The sequence below is a fragment of the Atribacteraceae bacterium genome (genome assembly GCA_035477455.1).
In the GTDB taxonomy this organism is placed as follows: Bacteria; Atribacterota; Atribacteria; order Atribacterales; family Atribacteraceae; genus DATIKP01.
This window is the reverse complement of sequence record DATIKP010000103.1, coordinates 1-17,028: the sequence shown is the minus strand read 5'-3', so window position 1 is coordinate 17,028 and position 17,028 is coordinate 1. Positions and strand designations below refer to the sequence as shown.

16 protein-coding genes are annotated in these 17,028 nt (G+C 52.8%); 1 reads left to right on the top strand and 15 read right to left on the bottom strand.

The window, feature by feature from the left end:
- The coding region (locus tag VLH40_06405) for a uroporphyrinogen decarboxylase family protein (GenBank protein ID HSV31637.1) at positions 1-517 on the top strand (517 nt) is incomplete at its 5' end.
- A gap of 8 nt (positions 518-525) precedes the next feature.
- Here the strand turns inward: VLH40_06405 and VLH40_06400 are convergent.
- From VLH40_06400 to VLH40_06330, 15 genes are all read right to left on the bottom strand, one after another.
- Positions 526-1,734, bottom strand: coding sequence for a Gfo/Idh/MocA family oxidoreductase (locus VLH40_06400; GenBank protein ID HSV31636.1), 1,209 nt, complete (start codon positions 1,732-1,734; stop codon positions 526-528).
- Complete coding sequence (locus VLH40_06395; GenBank protein HSV31635.1) at positions 1,734-2,594, bottom strand: sugar phosphate isomerase/epimerase family protein; 861 nt, start codon at positions 2,592-2,594, stop codon at positions 1,734-1,736. The genes VLH40_06400 and VLH40_06395 overlap by 1 nt, the downstream gene beginning before the upstream one ends.
- Positions 2,595-2,967: 373 nt before the next feature.
- On the bottom strand, positions 2,968-4,473 hold the full coding sequence (locus tag VLH40_06390; GenBank protein HSV31634.1) for a sugar ABC transporter ATP-binding protein: 1,506 nt from the start codon (positions 4,471-4,473) through the stop codon (positions 2,968-2,970).
- A 120-nt stretch (positions 4,474-4,593) separates the two neighbouring features.
- Positions 4,594-5,559 carry a substrate-binding domain-containing protein gene (locus VLH40_06385; GenBank protein ID HSV31633.1) on the bottom strand — a complete coding sequence of 322 codons (966 nt, stop codon included), beginning with the start codon at positions 5,557-5,559 and terminating at the stop codon, positions 4,594-4,596.
- Between the two features lie 153 nt (positions 5,560-5,712).
- Positions 5,713-6,702 (bottom strand): ABC transporter permease, encoded by a 990-nt coding sequence (locus tag VLH40_06380; GenBank protein ID HSV31632.1) that lies wholly within the window; start codon positions 6,700-6,702, stop codon positions 5,713-5,715.
- A gap of 388 nt (positions 6,703-7,090) precedes the next feature.
- A complete protein-coding gene (locus VLH40_06375) occupies positions 7,091-7,930 on the bottom strand; it encodes a sugar phosphate isomerase/epimerase (protein HSV31631.1) in 840 nt (279 codons plus the stop codon).
- A gap of 14 nt (positions 7,931-7,944) precedes the next feature.
- Complete coding sequence (locus tag VLH40_06370) at positions 7,945-9,030, bottom strand: ABC transporter ATP-binding protein (protein ID HSV31630.1); 1,086 nt, start codon at positions 9,028-9,030, stop codon at positions 7,945-7,947.
- A 10-nt stretch (positions 9,031-9,040) separates the two neighbouring features.
- On the bottom strand, positions 9,041-10,123 hold the full coding sequence (locus tag VLH40_06365; GenBank protein HSV31629.1) for an ABC transporter ATP-binding protein: 1,083 nt from the start codon (positions 10,121-10,123) through the stop codon (positions 9,041-9,043).
- A gap of 1 nt (position 10,124) precedes the next feature.
- Positions 10,125-10,349 (bottom strand): hypothetical protein, encoded by a 225-nt coding sequence (locus VLH40_06360; protein HSV31628.1) that lies wholly within the window; start codon positions 10,347-10,349, stop codon positions 10,125-10,127.
- Positions 10,350-10,351: 2 nt separating this feature from the next.
- On the bottom strand, positions 10,352-11,239 hold the full coding sequence (locus VLH40_06355; protein ID HSV31627.1) for a carbohydrate ABC transporter permease: 888 nt from the start codon (positions 11,237-11,239) through the stop codon (positions 10,352-10,354).
- An 11-nt stretch (positions 11,240-11,250) separates the two neighbouring features.
- Positions 11,251-12,150, bottom strand: a complete 900-nt coding sequence (locus VLH40_06350; protein ID HSV31626.1) for a sugar ABC transporter permease — start codon at positions 12,148-12,150, stop codon at positions 11,251-11,253.
- A 66-nt stretch (positions 12,151-12,216) separates the two neighbouring features.
- The gene (locus VLH40_06345) at positions 12,217-13,530 is read right to left on the bottom strand and encodes a sugar ABC transporter substrate-binding protein (GenBank protein ID HSV31625.1); all 1,314 of its coding nucleotides are present in this window, start codon (positions 13,528-13,530) and stop codon (positions 12,217-12,219) included.
- Between the two features lie 116 nt (positions 13,531-13,646).
- A complete protein-coding gene (locus VLH40_06340; protein HSV31624.1) occupies positions 13,647-14,669 on the bottom strand; it encodes a LacI family DNA-binding transcriptional regulator in 1,023 nt (340 codons plus the stop codon).
- 48 nt (positions 14,670-14,717) lie between these two features.
- Positions 14,718-15,794 (bottom strand): alcohol dehydrogenase catalytic domain-containing protein, encoded by a 1,077-nt coding sequence (locus VLH40_06335; protein ID HSV31623.1) that lies wholly within the window; start codon positions 15,792-15,794, stop codon positions 14,718-14,720.
- On the bottom strand, positions 15,791-16,717 hold the full coding sequence (locus tag VLH40_06330) for a sugar phosphate isomerase/epimerase family protein (GenBank protein HSV31622.1): 927 nt from the start codon (positions 16,715-16,717) through the stop codon (positions 15,791-15,793). Before VLH40_06330 ends, VLH40_06335 begins: the two co-directional genes overlap by 4 nt.
- Positions 16,718-17,028 lie beyond the last annotated feature (311 nt).

Below are 17,028 nucleotides of genomic sequence, written 5' to 3'. Positions count from 1 at the left end.
GGAGAATGTCCAGGCGTTGCTGGACTTATGTGTCCAGACCGGGCTGCGCTTCGCCCGGGCGCAGGTCGACGCCGGCGCGGACCTGATCGGGGTGGGCGATGCCGCGGTGTCCATGATTTCTCCCAGGATCTACGAAGAGTTGATCCTCCCCTACGAACAAAACCTGATCCAGGGCATCCACGACATGGGCTGCCGGGTCAAGCTCCACATCTGCGGCAATACCACTACCCTCTTGCCCTTGATGGCCCGTACCGGGGCCGACATCATCGACCTGGACTGGATGGTGGACCTCGCCCTGGCCCGCCGTCTATGCGGAGATTCCATTATTCTGTGCGGAAACGTCGATCCCGTCTCAGTGGTCCTCCAGGGTACGCCGGAAGATGTCCGCCGAAAATCCATCGAGTGCTTCCAGCAGGCGGGAATGCCCTTTATCCTGAGCGCCGGCTGCGAGATCCCCGCCGCCACTCCGGAGGAAAACCTCCGGGCCCTGTGTGAGTCAGTGCGGGAGATGACTTGAATAACGCTTCACCGGGTGCCTTCAACAGACTTTCTGTGTTCTGAAATCAAAATCTTCTTACCCTCCGCCGCCGAGGCTTTGATCGCTTCCATAATCACCTGGACCAGGTACCCGTCATAGAAATCGGCGGCATGAGGCTTGACCGGTGTATCGTTGACCACACAATTCAGAAAATGCGCCAGGGCGTGGACGTGCCCGTACTCCCAGCCCGAGTTGTGACCGGGCGGCAGGATGAGAGACTGCAGGGGATGACCGGGGTTGGTGACCGAGACATTGGAGAATCCCCGGGTTTCCGGATGAACTTGTTCGTGGAGGTACACCTGGAGATGGTTGAGGTCCTCCAGATCAAAAACCATACTACCCAATGAGCCGTTGATCTCCCAGGTCAACTGGTTTTTCCGCCCGGTGGAAACCCCGGAGGACTCCAGACTCCCTACTGCTCCGTTTTCGAATTCGAGCAGAGCCAGGTTACCTTCATCCGTTTCCACCGGCTGGCGGCTCCCCTGCCGGTTGCACCGAGTTGCGTGAAAAGTTTTCACCAGGCCGCTGACCGAACGGATCTCTCCGACGAGATAGCGGGCCATGTCCACGATGTGGCTGCCGATCCCCAAAAGCACCCCCGATGCCGTCCCCGAGGCGTACCAGACCTGTTCCATCACCTCATCAGACAGATGGCCCGATTCCTGCAGATAGCGGGCCCGGAACTGGTATACCCTGCCCAGAACACCCTCTGTCAGGAGTTGACGGGCCAGACGTACCGCCGGAATAAACCGGTAGTTATAGCAACACATGTGTTTGACCCCGGAACGCTCGGCCTGGCGCCACATCCGGAAGGCTTCGGCGGCGGTCAGGGCCAGGGGCTTCTCACACAGGACATGTTTTCCCTCCCGCATAGCGGCGATACTGGGTTCGGCATGGAGGTCATCAGGAGCGCAATTGTCGAATACCTGAATACGGGGATCGCAGACTTGTTTTTCCCAGTCGGTGTAATACCCCAGAAACCCGAAGCGGCGGGCGGTGTCCCTCACCCGTTCGGCGTTTCGGCCGGCCATGGCCACCAACTCCGGAAAACAGGGAGGGTCGGCATACGTGTAGGGGATCTTGCGATAGCCGTTGGCATGGACTTTGCCCATGAACCCACACCCCAGAATGCCCACCCCCAGCCGGGGTTCCGAAATGTCCCGGGGGGTGATCGCCTCAAATCCGGGAATCGGCATCAGCGTCCTCCGGAACCGTCACGGTATTTTTTCAGATACTTGATACTCTCCTCAACCGCGGCGTCCTCTTCCCCGAAATCAGGATGGAGGTAATCGATTTCCACAGCCAGAAGGTCATGGTAGCCACCCTCTTCGAGCGCTTTCAGCAGGGCGGGAAAATCGATAATGCCCCTGCCGATGGGCACACAGGCAAAGAAGTACCAGTCGGCCGGATTCCCTCCATACAACGGCAAAACATCCTTGATGTGGGTGGCGACGATCCGTCCGGCAAAGGCCCGGGCGACATCCACCGGGTTTTCTCCGTTCCGCAGGGCATTACCCGTATCCATGGTGATGCCGAAGTGGGGAGAAGCGACCCCGTCGACGATCTCGAGAATCTCCCGGGAGGAAAAATCGAGATGGTTTTCGATACCCAGGGTAATTCCCCGGTCCTGGGCCTGGGGGGTGATCTCCCGGAAAAGCCTGATCAGCCTTTCGATCTGCGGACCATGGGGCTCGTGCCGGAAGGCCAGGCTGGAACCGACCACCCGCATGACCGAGGTCCCCAGGATTTCGCAGAGCCTTAAGTGTTTTTCCAGGTCCTTCATCATTTCCGGGCGACTACCTCCCTCAAAACCGTCCGGATGTCCCCAGGCCAGGAGCACCTCAAGCCCGGTTTCATCAAGAGATCGGCGGATCGCCTGAAGACCCGCCTCATCCTCCGGGAGAAAACAGGTCTCCAGGGAGACCCCATCCCCTCCCAGCTCTTTAGCCCGTCTGATCACTTCCGGAAATGTCATCCGGCGAGAGGTGGTTTCCTGGAACGGATAGATTTCTCCCAGGTAGCGGTGGTAACAATAGCTGTCGATGCCGATTTTCATTGCTTCTTATGCCTCCTTTTCCGATTTTCCTGATCCGATTTGAAGGCTCATATTTGCCTGTCCTCTATAGTAGCACAAACCTCATACCCATACCGCACAAGAAACTTTCGCTAAGAAGCCTGGTCTAAGCCGGCTCAAAATGTCGGCTCAAAATGTCGGCTCAAAATGTCGGCTAAATCTGACAAAAGCACTCACCGATCAGGTGGCGTTTTTTCGGAACGGATCCCTGGCAAGAGGATACCCGGGGGTCTGGCTCGCTACCCTCTACCGAGAAGATCCGCTATGAGGGAGGGGACTTCTCTTGAGATATGCTTCTTTGGTGGTTGAGGGAAAAACTCATGATCCTGATGTGCGGATATATTGCGTAAATAACCTACGTGTCTGCCTCGCAAGCCGCCTGCAGTCCTTGACTCAACTTCCAGATTTCCTCGGCATTGGCTTTATCCCTGGAAATTTCCCCCTGAATTTTGCCGCGGCACATGACTAAAATCCGGTCGCTCATTCTGAGGACCTCGGGAAGCTCGGATGAAATCATAATGATCGCCTTGCCCATAGCCGCCAATTCCCGTATCAGATTGTGGATTTCCACCTTGGCTCCCACGTCGATACCCCGGGTCGGTTCGTCGAAAATCAGGATCCGGGAGTTGGTCGCCAGCCATTTTGCCAGAACCACCTTTTGCTGGTTTCCGCCACTGAGATTGGCCGCGATCCGCCAGATATCGGGTGGTTGCAAGTTAAGCTGCCCGGTCAGGTCCGAAACGTGCTCGGTCAGATTATGGTCATCAATCAACCCCAGGTGACTGTACTGAGCCAGCGAAGCAACTCCCACATTATCCCGGATGGGCAACTTCAACACCAGGCCTTGGGTTTTTCGGTCCTCGGTACAAAAGCCGATTCCCAGTCTGACCGCTTGATAAGGAGAATTGATGGTCACCGGCTTACCGTTGAGGAAGATATGGCCTTTTTCCAGGGGATCCGCTCCAAAAATCGCCCGCACCATTTCGGTCCGACCCGAGCCGACCAGCCCGGCGATTCCAAGTATTTCCCCGGCACGCACACTGAAACTGACGTCTTTCAGGTCTTTACCCCGGGTCAATCCTTCCACCCGCAATACCTCTTCGCCGAACGTCCGCTCTTTGCCGGTGTACTCGTCGGCGGATAGTTTACGCCCGATCATTTTGCTGATCAGTTCTGCTTCGTCGACTTTGGAAATTTTTCCACTCCCTACCACCTCTCCATCCCGCAGAACCGTATACCGGTCGCAAATGGAAAGGACTTCTCCCAACTGATGGGATATGTAGACGATTCCTACCCCCTGCTCCCGCAAGCGCCGCATAATCGCGAACAGGTTTTCGACGTCTTTTTCGGTCAACGCCGCGGTTGGCTCGTCCATGACCAGAACTTCGGCATTCTCCGAAAGAGCCTTGGCGATCTCCACCATCTGCTGCTGAGCCACCGATAACTGACCAACCGGCACCTCATAATCGATATTCACGTGGAGCGACCGGAATAGCTTGTCGGTTTCGGCATACATGCTGGGTGCGTCGATCAATCCGCGGTACCTCTCGATCTCTTTTCCCAGGAAGATATTTTCCATGGCGTTCATGGGTGGAACCAGGTTTCGCTCCTGGTAGATAATGGCGATCCCGGCTTTCCGGGCAGTCAATGGATCCAGGTGCTCGAGCCTGCGCCCCTTCAGGATTATCTCCCCGGAGTCACAGTTTTCCGCTCCGCTCAGGATCTTCATGAGGGTCGATTTCCCAGCGCCGTTTTCACCGATCAGAGCATGTATTTCCCCGGAATCCAAAGAGAAATCAACGTTTTTCAACGCCTGGACCCCGGGATACTTCTTATTTATTCCCTTCATCAAAAAGAGCATAGCAAACCAACCTCTCTACAACACTCTCTCCTCCCTCCGAAAAAACCGGAAGGAGGAGAGAGTCGATAAACGGTGTCAAACCGGTTTATAGGTCTAAGCTAAAAAGCAAACGGATCCGAATCAATAGGTGAAATAGGTATCAGGTTGATCTAACCTTACGAACTCGTGAATATTTTCCGGAGTTACATTTGGAACATCCATGGCGATGATTTTTTCTACTTCTTCACCCGCCAGTATTCTCATGGCGACATCGACAGTAAGATCCCCCAGGGCCAACGGATAAAGAGCGGTAAAGTGACCGTCCCCTGCTGCGATCGCCTTCAAAAAACCGTTGTTTCCGTCAACGGAAGTAACCGGAAATTCTCCCCGGCGCCCGGCCGCTTTCATCGCTTCGATCGCACCGACAGCCATTTCACCGGCATGGGTGATCAATACATCGATTTCCGGTTGGGCCATCAGGATGTTTTCCATCACGGTTCGGGCATCAGCCCTGCGGTACTCTCCCGGTTGGCGGGCGACGATTTCGATCCCCGGATACTGGTCCAGAATTTCCATGGTCCCCTGGTCCCGGGCACGGGCGGATCCGGCAGCCATAAGTCCTTGTATAATAGCCACTTTACCGCGCGGTTCGCCGTACTTTTCTACAAGCATATCAACCGCTGCCTGGGCGGTCCGCCGGCCCAAATCCACATCATCCACCCAAACAAAAGAGGTGAATTTATCTGTGGCCACATTCCGGCCGGAAACGACGACCGGAATCCCCAGATCATACACCTGCTCAACCACAACGGCAAGAATTTCCGGAGTCGAAGGGCGAATGATCAGAAGATCCATACCTCTGGCGAGCATATCCTCGACGTCGGACAACTGCTTAACGCCGTCGTCTTCTCCGTCGGCATACATATGGGTCACGTTTGGCAGCGCATCCAGCAAGTCATATACTCTCTGGGCATATTGCGCCGCCCAAGCATTACCCCTGGAAGCATTACTGAATCCGATGACGAATTCTTCCGCTCCCGCCGCCCCAGCGGCCAATCCGACCACCAATACCGCAATCAAAACCGCCCATAAAGATACACGTTTCATGTATGCGTTCCTCCCATTATTTTTGATTATGCTACTCTGAAATGCCAAATCCTGTTTCCCTACACTATAACACTTACACTCCAGTATCAGCCAACCAATCAAAAAAGATGCCTCACCTCCTTTGTGATTAAGTAGCATCCTTTCCCTGATAGATTAAACGGTCTTTTTCCTCTGCATGATCACCGCTCCCAGGATGATCAGTCCCTGGACCATGTCCTGCAAAAAAGCGGAGACGTCCAAAAGGTTCATCAAATTACCAATAATAGCGATGATCAGTACTCCGGCGATCGTTCCGCTGGCGCCGCCCACACCGCCGGCGAAGCTGGTTCCACCGATAATGACCGCGGCGATGGCGTCCAATTCCACGCCTACCCCCAGCCGGGGGTCTCCAACTGTAGTGCGTGAAACCTGCATCAACCCGGCAAATGCCGCGGTCAGCCCGGCGATCACATATACTGTGGTTTTATAGGCGTTGACTCGGATCCCTGACAGCCGGGCCGCTTCCTGGTTTCCGCCGATAGCGTACAGGTGTCTTCCGAAAGTCGTCTTGCGCAGGATAAATCCACAAACGGCAAAAACCAAAACGAAGAGAATCACAGGAACGGGAAGGGGGCCCACAAAGCCTTCCGAAAGGACTCGAAACTCCCGGGCGACCAGTCCGAAGGGAGCTCCCCGGGTATAAAAGAACGCCAGTCCCAGAATGGTAGTCATCATGCCTAACGTGGTAATGAAGGGATCGGTTCGGAACTTGGTGATCAGAAGGCCATTGGCCAATCCAATACCCATCCCCACACCCAGCACCAGGAGGACGACCGGCACGATCAACTCCCGCTGACCGTTCATCAATCCGGCGGCCAGGCAACTGGCCAGTGAAAGGGTCGCTCCGGCCGAAAGATCAACTCCTCCGTTTCCGGAAATGATGACAAAGGTCATACCCACACTGATGACTCCCAGCGCGGTGACCTGTCTCAAAACGTTAAAGATATTCCGAGGATTGTAAAAAGCCGGCGATAGAATGACTCCTATTATAATCAAAAGAAGCAGAGCGATGAATAAACCAAGGTTGGGCCGTACTAACCGGTAAAGTTGCGCGGTGCCGTTTTTCGCGCGTATCGTCGCACCATTTTTCTGAACAGAAGCCATATACCCTCCCCAAAATATTAGGATCTACCACCGCTTAAAAATAACATATTAGCATATATTTACCGGAAGTGTGTAAAGTTCCCTAAAAACGCCCCATTCCTTGACCTCTCGTCCACTGCCACACAGAGTATAACCTCCTCAACACAAGAGCAACGCTTTGTCCAGTCATGATGGTTTACCGAGAACTGACGGGAAAGAGGTCTACTGGTCAATACAACTCGAGTATACCGATAAAACTCGGCAAGATCAAGTCTATAACCGAGATATCTCATAGGGTCCAAATCTGTCTTTTCTTCCCCCGGTCTCTACCAATCCCGGTCCGCTTGCCGAGTACCGCATTCCGGTCCATCATGTTTCGGAAAATAGGAACTGGCCGGTAGTTTACCAATCACGGCCAACGGGTCTTGAGAAAGGCCAACCCTTCCCGGGCGATATAATCGCTGTCGGGAGCCATCGGCCGCCAGATGGACGCCGCCCGGGCGATTTCCTTTACCCCGGGGACGAAAGACTCGATAACCAGGGAACCGCTGTAGCCGATATCTTTCAACGCCTCGAACACTCCGTCCCAGTCGATATTTCCCTCACCGGGAGTTCCCCGATCGTTCTCGCAGGTGTGGACGTGAAACAGCTTCTCTCCGGCGGTTTTGATCGCCTGGGACAACGATTTTTCCTCGATATTCATATGAAAGGTGTCAAGATGAATGCCCACCGCGGGGCTATCTACCTCTTCGACCAATTCCAGCGCGTCTTTTGCGGTATTCAAAAAGTAGGTCTCAAAGCGGTTCAGAGGTTCCACCGCTATTTTCACACCACAATCGCAGGCGGCTTTCCCGATTTCCCGTAAGCCTGCCACCGCCCGTTTCCATTCTTCCGGTGTACGGGATTCCCCGGTCAGTTTCCCCACCGCCGAATAACAGGGACCGCACAACACCGTTCCCTCCCAGGATCCAAGTATGGTGACGCAATCGATAAAATATTCGAGCGCTGCTTTGCGCAACGCTCCATCGTCAGAAATCAGATCCCTCCTCGGCCCCACCACGGCGCAGCCGGCGACTTCCAGCGAGACTTCTTTGAGTAATTTTCCAGTTTCCGGGACATCGATCTGAGCGAGGAGATCAAGCGGAATTTCCACCAGGTCAAATCCCATGGATTTCACCTTCGGGATCAGGTCCCGTTTTTGATCCGTGTACGCGGCAGTCCAGAGAAACAGGTTGACTCCGTAGGACATGACTCAGCCCTCCTTCAATCGATACGTTCCTCGATTTCGGCGTCAAACAGATGAATTTTCCCCTCTTTAAAACCGCAAAAAACCGTATCATCCGGATTATAGTGAATCTTTTCTTCACAACGGACCCGGATCACATGGTTTCCCAGTTTCAACCGGACAATCTGCCATATCCCCAGGGGTTCGACCAGTTCGACCCGGGCCGGGAACAGGCCATTACCCGTTTCCCTTGCCAGGTAACAATCTTCGGGACGAACACCCAGTATTATCCGTTCCCGGATCCGGGATGGCGCTCGTAAGGCGGATGGCTTTCCAATTTTGAGCTGGAACAGGCCCGGGCCCAGATCAAATATCTTTTCCTCCACCCATTCGGTTGGAATAAAGTTCATCCCCGGACTGCCGACAAGGTCGGCGACAAAAAGGTTGCGGGGTCGCTGGTAAATCTCGCTCGGCGATCCGGTCTGCACAGTTTTCCCATGGTGTAAAACGGCGATTCGGTCAGCTATAGACAAAGCCTCGGCCTGGTCCGGCGTTGCGTAAAAAAAGGTAGCCCCGGTTTCTGATTGCAACCGCTTCAACTCGGTCCGCATTTCTTCGCGGATCTTGGCGTCCAGGTTGGTGAGCGGTTCGTCGAGTAAAAACACCGCGGGGTCCCGGACGAGAGCCCGGGCGATAGTTACTCGTTGCATTTCGCCTCCGCTGATGAAAATCGGCTTACGGGTAAGGAGGTGATCGATATGGAGCATTCGGGCCGCGTCCTTCACCCGCCGATCCACTTCGGCAGGAGACAGGTTTCGGATGCGAAGCGGTGAAGCGATGTTTTCATGCACGCTATACCGGGGATAGAGAGAGAAATTCTGGAATACAAATGCGACGTTCCGTTGCTGGGGAGGCAGAGGGTTAACTATTGTTTCACCGATCCGGATTTCCCCCCGATCAATTTTTTCCAGTCCGGCAACGCAGCGAAGGGTCGTGGTCTTTCCCGCCCCGGTCGGTCCCAGAAGGACCGTGATCATGCCATCCGCCACCTCCAGGGTAAGATCGGAAACCGCGGTCGTTTTGCCAAAACGCTTGGTCAGGCTCGTAATCGAAAGGTTCGCCATGCTTTTTCCCCTATGCTATCAACGATTCGGTGGCCCGGTCAAAAACCCGGACTTCCTTGAATTGAAAGGATACACGGTCACCGACCCGAAAGACCTGATCACTGGGTAACACCACTTTAATGATATGGGTCCCGACTTTCGCCGTCAGGATGTTCTGGGCGCCCTGCGGTTCGAAAACATAGGTTTCCCCGCTGACCACACCTCTGCTCTCATCCGTAATGATGATGTTTTCCGGACGGACTCCCAGGACGACATCCTTCACGTACTTCCGCTTTTCTATGGCTTGCGTTTGCTCCGCCGGGAGGGGAACGGTAAAATCCCCATCGATCGCAATACCCATATTCCCTACCCGAACCATTTCTCCAGGAAAAAAATTCATACCCGGGCTCCCGATAAAATGAGCCACAAAAAGATTCGCCGGAAAATGGTACACCGCATGGGGGTCTCCAATCTGTTGGATATCACCGAAATTCATGACCACAATCTTGTCGGCCATGGTCATGGCCTCTACCTGGTCATGGGTAACATAAAGCGTAGTCGACCCGATGGATTTCTGCAACTTTTTCAATTCACCCCGAGTCTTTTCCCGCAATTTCGCATCGACATTGGAGAGTGGTTCATCCAGCAAAAAAACCCGGGGACGGCGAATAATAGCCCGTCCCAGTGCCACCCGCTGTTTCTGTCCACCAGTCAGCCGGCGGGGTTTCATCGAGGCCACCTCCTCGATCTGTAACAGTTGGAGAACCTCTTTCACCCTACTCCTGATTTCCTCCCGGGGGGCTCTGTCTGCCCGAAGGGGAAAAGCAATGTTATCGTACACCGAAAGATGGGGATAAAGAGCATAGAGTTGAAACACAAAAGCAATGTTGCGGGCGGCGGGGCTTAAGTGGGTAACCTCATCCCGATCAAAAAAAATTCTCCCCTGATCAGGTGCTTCCAACCCTGCGACACACCGCAGAGTGGTAGTTTTACCACAGCCGGAAGGTCCCAAAAGGACTGTAAATTCTCCTTCTTTCACTTCAAGGGTAATTCCCTTGACCGCCTCCACTTTCCCAAAGCGCTTTACTAAATTTTCTATTCGGATTAATGCCACTTCAAGCCTCCTCATTTTTCTGGATGTTTTCCCAGTCTATCAGATCCTGCAGCGAGGGAATATGGGAAAAAAAGGTATACAAGGCCGCCCCGATCCCCAGAAAAGCAAAGGAGTTATGGTATAGGAAGAAGGTAAAAGGCTGGCAGAGGCTGAAAATTCCAAAAATGATCATTCCGATCGAAATCGGCTCAAAAAACGTTTTCCAACGAGCCAAGGGTTTCATCATATTTACTCCTTTATGGCTCCAAAAGTAAAGCCGCGGATGAGATTATCTCCCAGGAGAAAGGTAAACACCACCACCGGCCCCACCATTAGAAGAGAACCGGCTGCGATATGCCCCCAGTTCACCCCCGCCGTCCCTAAAGAATGGGCAATGGCAGGTATGGCGGTGCGGGCCCGATCGCTGGTTAAAAGCAAAGAAAAAGTAAATTCGTTCCAGGTCATAATCAGGCTGAAAATGGCGGTAGCCACCATGCCCACTCTCATCTCCGGCAGGATAAATTTAAAAAAGGTCTGGAAGCGGGAATACCCATCCACCTGGGCTGCCTCCTCGTACTCCCGGGGGATGTCATCGACGAAACTACGCAGCATCCATACGGCAAAAGCCAGGTTGAACACCGTGTACATAATGACCAGCCCAAACCGGGTGTCAAAAAGCCCCAAGGCTCGGTACATGAGGGCCAAGGGTATGGCAATCGCCACCGGGGGAAGCATACGGCTGGAAAGGATTACGAACAAAAGGTCATTTTTCCCCTTTACCGACATTCGGGAAAATACGTACCCGGAAAGCGCCCCCAGAAAAGTGGCCAACCCTGTGCTCACAAATGATACAATGATACTGTTGGAAAACTGACGAAGAAAGGGAGACGGCCTTCGTTCGGTTTCTAACCTCATTACCCGACCCAGTTCTCCTCCGGCTCCCTCGTAAAAGATATTTTCAAAGTGTTCTAATTTCGGTACCCAAATCCACCGGGGAGGAAGAGCAAAAGCTTCTGCTAAGGTCTTGGTGGCGGTGGAAAACATCCAATAAATGGGAAACAGATAAACCAAAAGCATCACCAGGAGCATAAGAACGATAATCCGGTCCTTGGTTCTTCTTCGCTGAAATTCGTTCATGTTTACCTCCTCTACGCCCTTCTAACCCGGTTGAGATAATTGATATAGATGTTACTCAAAGCTATGATGATGATGAGGAGGATATAGGCCAGTGCACTTGACTTCCCGGTCCGCCAGAAGGAAAAGGCTAGCATGTAAATGTAGTAAGGAATGGTCTGGGTTGAAAATCCAGGGCCTCCTCCAGTCATAACATAGACCAGGTCAAAGAAACGAAAAGCGTCCATGGTACGGAACAAGACAGCCAGAGTAAGAATGGGAGCCAGGTAGGGCAAAGTGATATAGCGAAACTTGAACCATCCCGAGGCCCGGTCGACATCAGCCGCTTCGTAGAGATATCTGGGGACGCTAGACAGACCGGCCAGACTCAGAAGAACCATGAAAGGGGTCCAAACCCAGACATCGGCTATCACCAAAGAATAAAGAGCGTATTCAAAACTGGCGGTCCAGGCGATTCGAGGAAACCCCACACCCACCAGCAGATAGTTGATGACCCCCCAGTTGGTATCCATCATGAACCGGAAAAACTTTCCGATCACTACTGGGGAGAACATCATGGGCAGGATGAACAGGGTGGTCAAAAGACCCCGGCCATAAAATTTCCGGTTCAACAACATGGCTATCAGAAATCCTAGGAAAAACTGAATTATTACCGTCAAAACCACAAATTGTCCGGTCACCACAAAACGATACCAAATCTCTGGGTCCCGGAATATGGCCGTATAGTTACTTAAACCGACGAAGATCGGTGGTTGATCTATATTGGCTGAATAGGTGGTAAAACTAAGATACAAGGACCATGCAAGGGGAAAAACCACCAGAAAAAGCAAAAAACCGAAGGTAGGTAACAGAAAAATATACAGTAGAGACCGATCAGAAACCCGATTGGCCCAACTCGTTTTCAAACTAGACAAGGATACAGCCCTCCCTCCACAATTTCTTTCTCCCCGGGCTTTCGCCCGGGGAGAAAGAAATTGTCCTTAGTTGTAATATCCCTCTCTTTGCAAGATCTCCTCGTGTCTCTCGGCAACCAGGTCCATGGCTTCTTCCGGTGTAAGTTGACCCAAGACAGCCTTGTTAAGTATTTCGGCCATTACCGTCCCCATCTCGTGATAGAGGGGGATTTCCCAAAAGTCTTTGAGCACGGGGAAGGAAGCCCGAACAGCTTCATTGGGGGGAGCATATTCCAGAAAACGATCATCCTCGATGATGTCGACACGAGGAGAAAAAAATCCCGCCCGCACCCATTTCCACTGGGTTTCCTCGCGCAACCACCATTCCAGGAATTTCAGGGCTTCTTCTTTATGGGGAGTATAGGCGGATATAGACATACCTTGCCCACCCAACTGGCTCACCCTCCTTTTTTCGCCCGGAGTGGGAAACCAGCCAATCCGATCCCAGTAAAGTGACAAATCGGGATTATGAATCCCTGGGTAAAAGCTAAAGTAGGTCCCCATCATGGCCACCATGCCCTTCCGCATGGCTACATTGGTGTCATCCACACTGTAGCCGGCTGCTCCGGGCGGATGGAACTGAAACAACTCAACCCACAACCGAGCAGCCGCTTTCCCTTCTTCGCTATTGAGATAGCCTTTTACCCGACGAGTCTCCGGATTCCAAAGCTCCGCCCCAAAGGCCCAAAAGAGGGACAGGAATTGGTCGACAACTCCGGCAGTAGCTGTCGGGCGTTGCCATAAAGCGATTCCATAGAGATTCTGCTCAGGACGGTAGAAAAATTCGGCAATATCCCGCAGTTGACTCCAGGTTTGGGGAACATCCAGCGGATAGCCGTATTTTTCCTTAAAAGCTGCTTGCTCGGCGGGGTCCTCGAAAAGATCTTTCCGATAACTTATTCCCAAAGCATTGGCAGAACCCGGTATTCCATAATATCTACCACTTCCATCAGGGTATTCAGAATAAGCTCTAAGCATTTCTTCAAATATTAAATTTTTGTCTACGTTTTCATTGACCCAGTCGGTGAGGTCAACCAAGTGTCCACCTTCTACTGCCGCCCCCAACCACTGGGAATCGGGTAAGACTATATCAAAGCCCGGACGACCGGAGGCGAGGTCGGTAAACATCTTGTCATGGTACAAAGCCCAAGGAACCGCATCACCTACCACTTTGATTCCGGTCTGAGCGGTAAAATCCTCTGCCAGGATCATCAGAGTATCCATGGGAGCCCCGGCGGCCCACTGAATGGTCAATGTTACCTCTTCCTGGGCTATGGCAGTAGCATTGAACATAGCAAAAGCCAGAATAATTAGCATGACACAAATTATGAGACGTTTCATCGAATAATCCCCCCTCATTCAAGGTTTTTTACTGCTTTTAACAAGAAACGCTCTCAAAACGGCCTTCCTTTACTCCCGCACCTCCTTTCCCCTTTCATCGACGTAGCTAAGTTCATTTACCGGCCATCTTCGACCGGCCGTGCTGGACCGGTCGAGTTCCGCGCGACCAAGGTTGGTTCAATGATCTCGAAACACGCCGCGGACCGACCGGGCTTACTGATCAAGTTCATTAAAAGCCTGACTCCCCTTAGACCCATTTCGTACTTCGGTTGGCGAACGGTGGTCAGCGACGGAAAAAGATAGGACGAGAGGATGATATCGTCAAAACCGATCAACGAGATCTCCTCGGGAACCCGGAGGCCCGCTGAAAGAAAAGCATACAAGGCACCAACCGCTACCAGGTCGGAACTGGTCATGACCGCAGTGGGAATAGGGTCGTTCTCAATCAGCTTTCGTCCCAGATTGAAACCGATTTTCACTCGGTTGAGCTGTTTTTTTTCGGTCAACATCCACTTTTCCTTCACCAGGAGTTCTTGTTCCCGCATATACCGCATATACTCCCGTTGCCTGAGGATCAGGGGAAGCACGTAAGGCGGCTCGCTCAGATAGGCTACCTGCCGATGTCCCAAAGATCTCAGGCAATCGATCGCCAGACGAATTCCTTGTTCGTTGTCCACCACCAGGGCCGTCCAGGAGTCGTCAGGCGGATACACGTCAATCAACACCGCCGGTATCTTGCTTTTCCCCAAGCGGAGCCAAATCTGCTCATCCAATAAATTATAGGCAATGACTATCCCTTCTATCTGCTGGCGAAGCGCCAGCTCCAAATAGTCCTTTTCCCGTGACCGGTGATACCCGGTATCGTAAAGAATGACCTCAAGCCCCCACCTGCGCGCTTCTTCTGAAACGCCCTTGGATAATTCCGCATAAAAGAGGTTGGTAATGTCGGGAACAAACAAGGCAATCGTATTGGTTGCCCTTTTCTTCAGGTTCCGCGCCACCTGGTTGGGTCGATAATCCAATATCTGGATCGCTTCGGCGATACGCTTACCGATCTGAGGGGAAACCGTCGCCGTCCCATTGAGGAAACGGGAGACGGTTGATTGAGCGACCCCGGCGTATTTGGCCACGTCCCACATGGTCGGTCGTTCCCGGTTATACTGATTGATGAGAAACGTCTCCCTTTTTCAGCAAACCATGACCTTGATCGGATTTCCCTTTTTTTCTCGGGCGATGGTCAGCCCTTCCAGCAAGCCCTCCAACGAAACCCGATGAGTGATCAACGGTTCCGGATCGATCAAACCGCCGGAAATCGCCCCGATCGCCTCGCCCCAAGTAAAAGGCGCCAGCCAAGAGAAGACGATGGTCTTGTCCCAGAGAATCGATTCAAGGGCGGGGACTTCTACCCGGTCCCGGTCTCCGGGGAGCCCAAAATAGACGATACGGGACCGCCGACCGGTGACGGCCAGCGCCGACTGCATCGCCTCTTTCGACCCGGTCGCCACGATCGCCCGGTCAGCCATTCGTCCTCCGGTTAAACCGGCTATTCGGTCCCTTAAATTGCCCGTATAATAAGGAGAAGCGGAATCCGCCAGGTTTAATACTACATCCGCCTCCATTCTCTTTCCCATTTCAAGCCGGTAATCGCGGGTACCGGTCAGAACGACCTTCCCAGCACCGCTATGTTTGATTAAAGAGACCAGAGAAAGCCCAATCGAACCGGGACCAAAGACCACGACGGAATTTCCCGGGTCCACCGAAAGTTTTTGCAGGGCATAGACGGCATTAGCCAGCGGCTCTACGAAGGCACCGGCTTGAAAGGAAACACTATCGGGGAGAATATAGAGATGCTGGTAGTGGGAAATGACGTATTCAGCAAAGCCACCGTCTTGAGATACACCGAGGACACCTTTGTTTTCACACAAGTTGACCAGGCCTCGATGGCAGATTTCACAGGTGTTGCAATACTGCACCGGGTTGACCGTCACCCGGTCTCCCGGTCGGAAAAGTTTTTTGGACGAAGGGATAGTGCCCACTTCCACCACTTCTCCGGCAAACTCATGCCCGAGCACCAGCGGTCCCTTTCCATCGGAAGTCTCCAGGGATGAGTCACCCCAGTAATATGCGAGGTCGGATCCGCAAATCCCACAAGCTTTGACCCGGATCAGGACCTCGTCCTCCCGGGGTACGGGAATAGGCCTTTCCTCGAGTTTCATGCTTTCCGGTTCATAAAACACCCAGGTTTTCATGGTCAAGCCGTTCATTCGTCACCTCCAGGATCATCCAACCGGGAAAAAAGACCTCTCAGGTACACGATTGAATCCGCCGTGATTTCCCAGGCGTTCGGCCAAAAACACAAATCGATGCACCACCAGGGCGAGGGATATCCGTTCTTCATCAGGGCAGGAATGACTTGTGTGAAATCGACGTATCCGGTTCCAAAGGGGGCATGGGTACTGGTTTCCTCATCGTGCAGCGTGTTATCCGAATCAATGAGATGTACGTGACCGATACACCCTTTGAGCATGGTGATGAACTCCATGACCCCTCCGGGGAGAGTTTCCTTAGGTTCAGTCTGTTTCGCCCCCACCACCGCACACATCTGGGCATGGCTGGTGTCGAAAAGAATCGAAAAATTTTCCTTTCCCACGTCATGAAAAAACTTCTTGATTTCACTGGGTTTATTAAAGATAAACCCCGGTTCGAACTCCCAGACGATCTCTTTCCCTACATCCCGGGCCTTGTCCGCATACCTTCGGAAAACCTCGGTCACCCGGTCCCAGGTTTCTCCGTAATCCCAGCCTGCGGGAAAGGGCGTGCCACTCACGTTGTCTAACCGGAGCTTTTGAAAGCCACAGTCAACACAGAATTCAAGAGACTGGTCAAACATGGCTTCATGTTTACGTATAGCCTCCGGATCACCGCTCGCGAAAGGAAAAGACCAAAGATCAGGAACATACGCACTGACGCCGAGACGATATTTTTCCAGAAGACCGACAAACTCCTTACGCGACTCTTTGGTCGGATACAGGTCCGGGTGGGCATGGGGCTTGAATCCTCCCAGCTCAATGCCATCATAACCAAGTTGGGCAAGTTTCACGATCACTTCGTCCATGGGAACCGGATTAGCCGAATAAGGTCCTATGGCGTACGCCCAACTCCCAATCGATATCTTTGCCTGTGTCATGCGTCAACCTCCTTCTTCCCGCCTGATAATCGCGTTTTCTTAAGCCAGGACTCGGGGATGAATACGTATGCATAAACATGGTAACAAGCATATTTTATTCTGTCAAGTCCATTACCACCATGGGGTCTTCACCACAGAACGTCTTCCGACAGGCCAGGATCTTCATCTTTCACAGTTATTACTTGATTTTGCTGCAAAAACTCATTTCAGCAAGGCCCCGTTGCCATCAGTCCCGCCTCATCTGGCATTTTCTCGTACGCATCAATGACCACGTCTGGTTGCAGTGATGCTGAAAAGGCCATCCTTGGCCT

Bases quoted from the DNA above. Each gene is read 5' to 3' on its own strand.
- VLH40_06330 (HSV31622.1), bottom strand. From the start codon at position 16,717: ATGACACAGGCAAAGATATCGATTGGGAGTTGGGCGTACGCCATAGGA.
- VLH40_06345 (HSV31625.1), bottom strand. From the start codon at position 13,530: ATGAAACGTCTCATAATTTGTGTCATGCTAATTATTCTGGCTTTTGCT.
- VLH40_06375 (HSV31631.1), bottom strand. From the start codon at position 7,930: ATGTCCTACGGAGTCAACCTGTTTCTCTGGACTGCCGCGTACACGGAT.
- VLH40_06395 (HSV31635.1), bottom strand. From the start codon at position 2,594: ATGAAAATCGGCATCGACAGCTATTGTTACCACCGCTACCTGGGAGAA.
- VLH40_06355 (HSV31627.1), bottom strand. From the start codon at position 11,239: ATGAACGAATTTCAGCGAAGAAGAACCAAGGACCGGATTATCGTTCTT.
- VLH40_06400 (HSV31636.1), bottom strand. From the start codon at position 1,734: ATGCCGATTCCCGGATTTGAGGCGATCACCCCCCGGGACATTTCGGAA.
- VLH40_06390 (HSV31634.1), bottom strand. From the start codon at position 4,473: ATGCTCTTTTTGATGAAGGGAATAAATAAGAAGTATCCCGGGGTCCAG.
- VLH40_06385 (HSV31633.1), bottom strand. From the start codon at position 5,559: ATGAAACGTGTATCTTTATGGGCGGTTTTGATTGCGGTATTGGTGGTC.
- VLH40_06380 (HSV31632.1), bottom strand. From the start codon at position 6,702: ATGGCTTCTGTTCAGAAAAATGGTGCGACGATACGCGCGAAAAACGGC.
- VLH40_06370 (HSV31630.1), bottom strand. From the start codon at position 9,030: ATGGCGAACCTTTCGATTACGAGCCTGACCAAGCGTTTTGGCAAAACG.
- VLH40_06340 (HSV31624.1), bottom strand. From the start codon at position 14,669: ATGTGGGACGTGGCCAAATACGCCGGGGTCGCTCAATCAACCGTCTCC.
- VLH40_06360 (HSV31628.1), bottom strand. From the start codon at position 10,349: ATGATGAAACCCTTGGCTCGTTGGAAAACGTTTTTTGAGCCGATTTCG.
- VLH40_06335 (HSV31623.1), bottom strand. From the start codon at position 15,794: ATGAACGGCTTGACCATGAAAACCTGGGTGTTTTATGAACCGGAAAGC.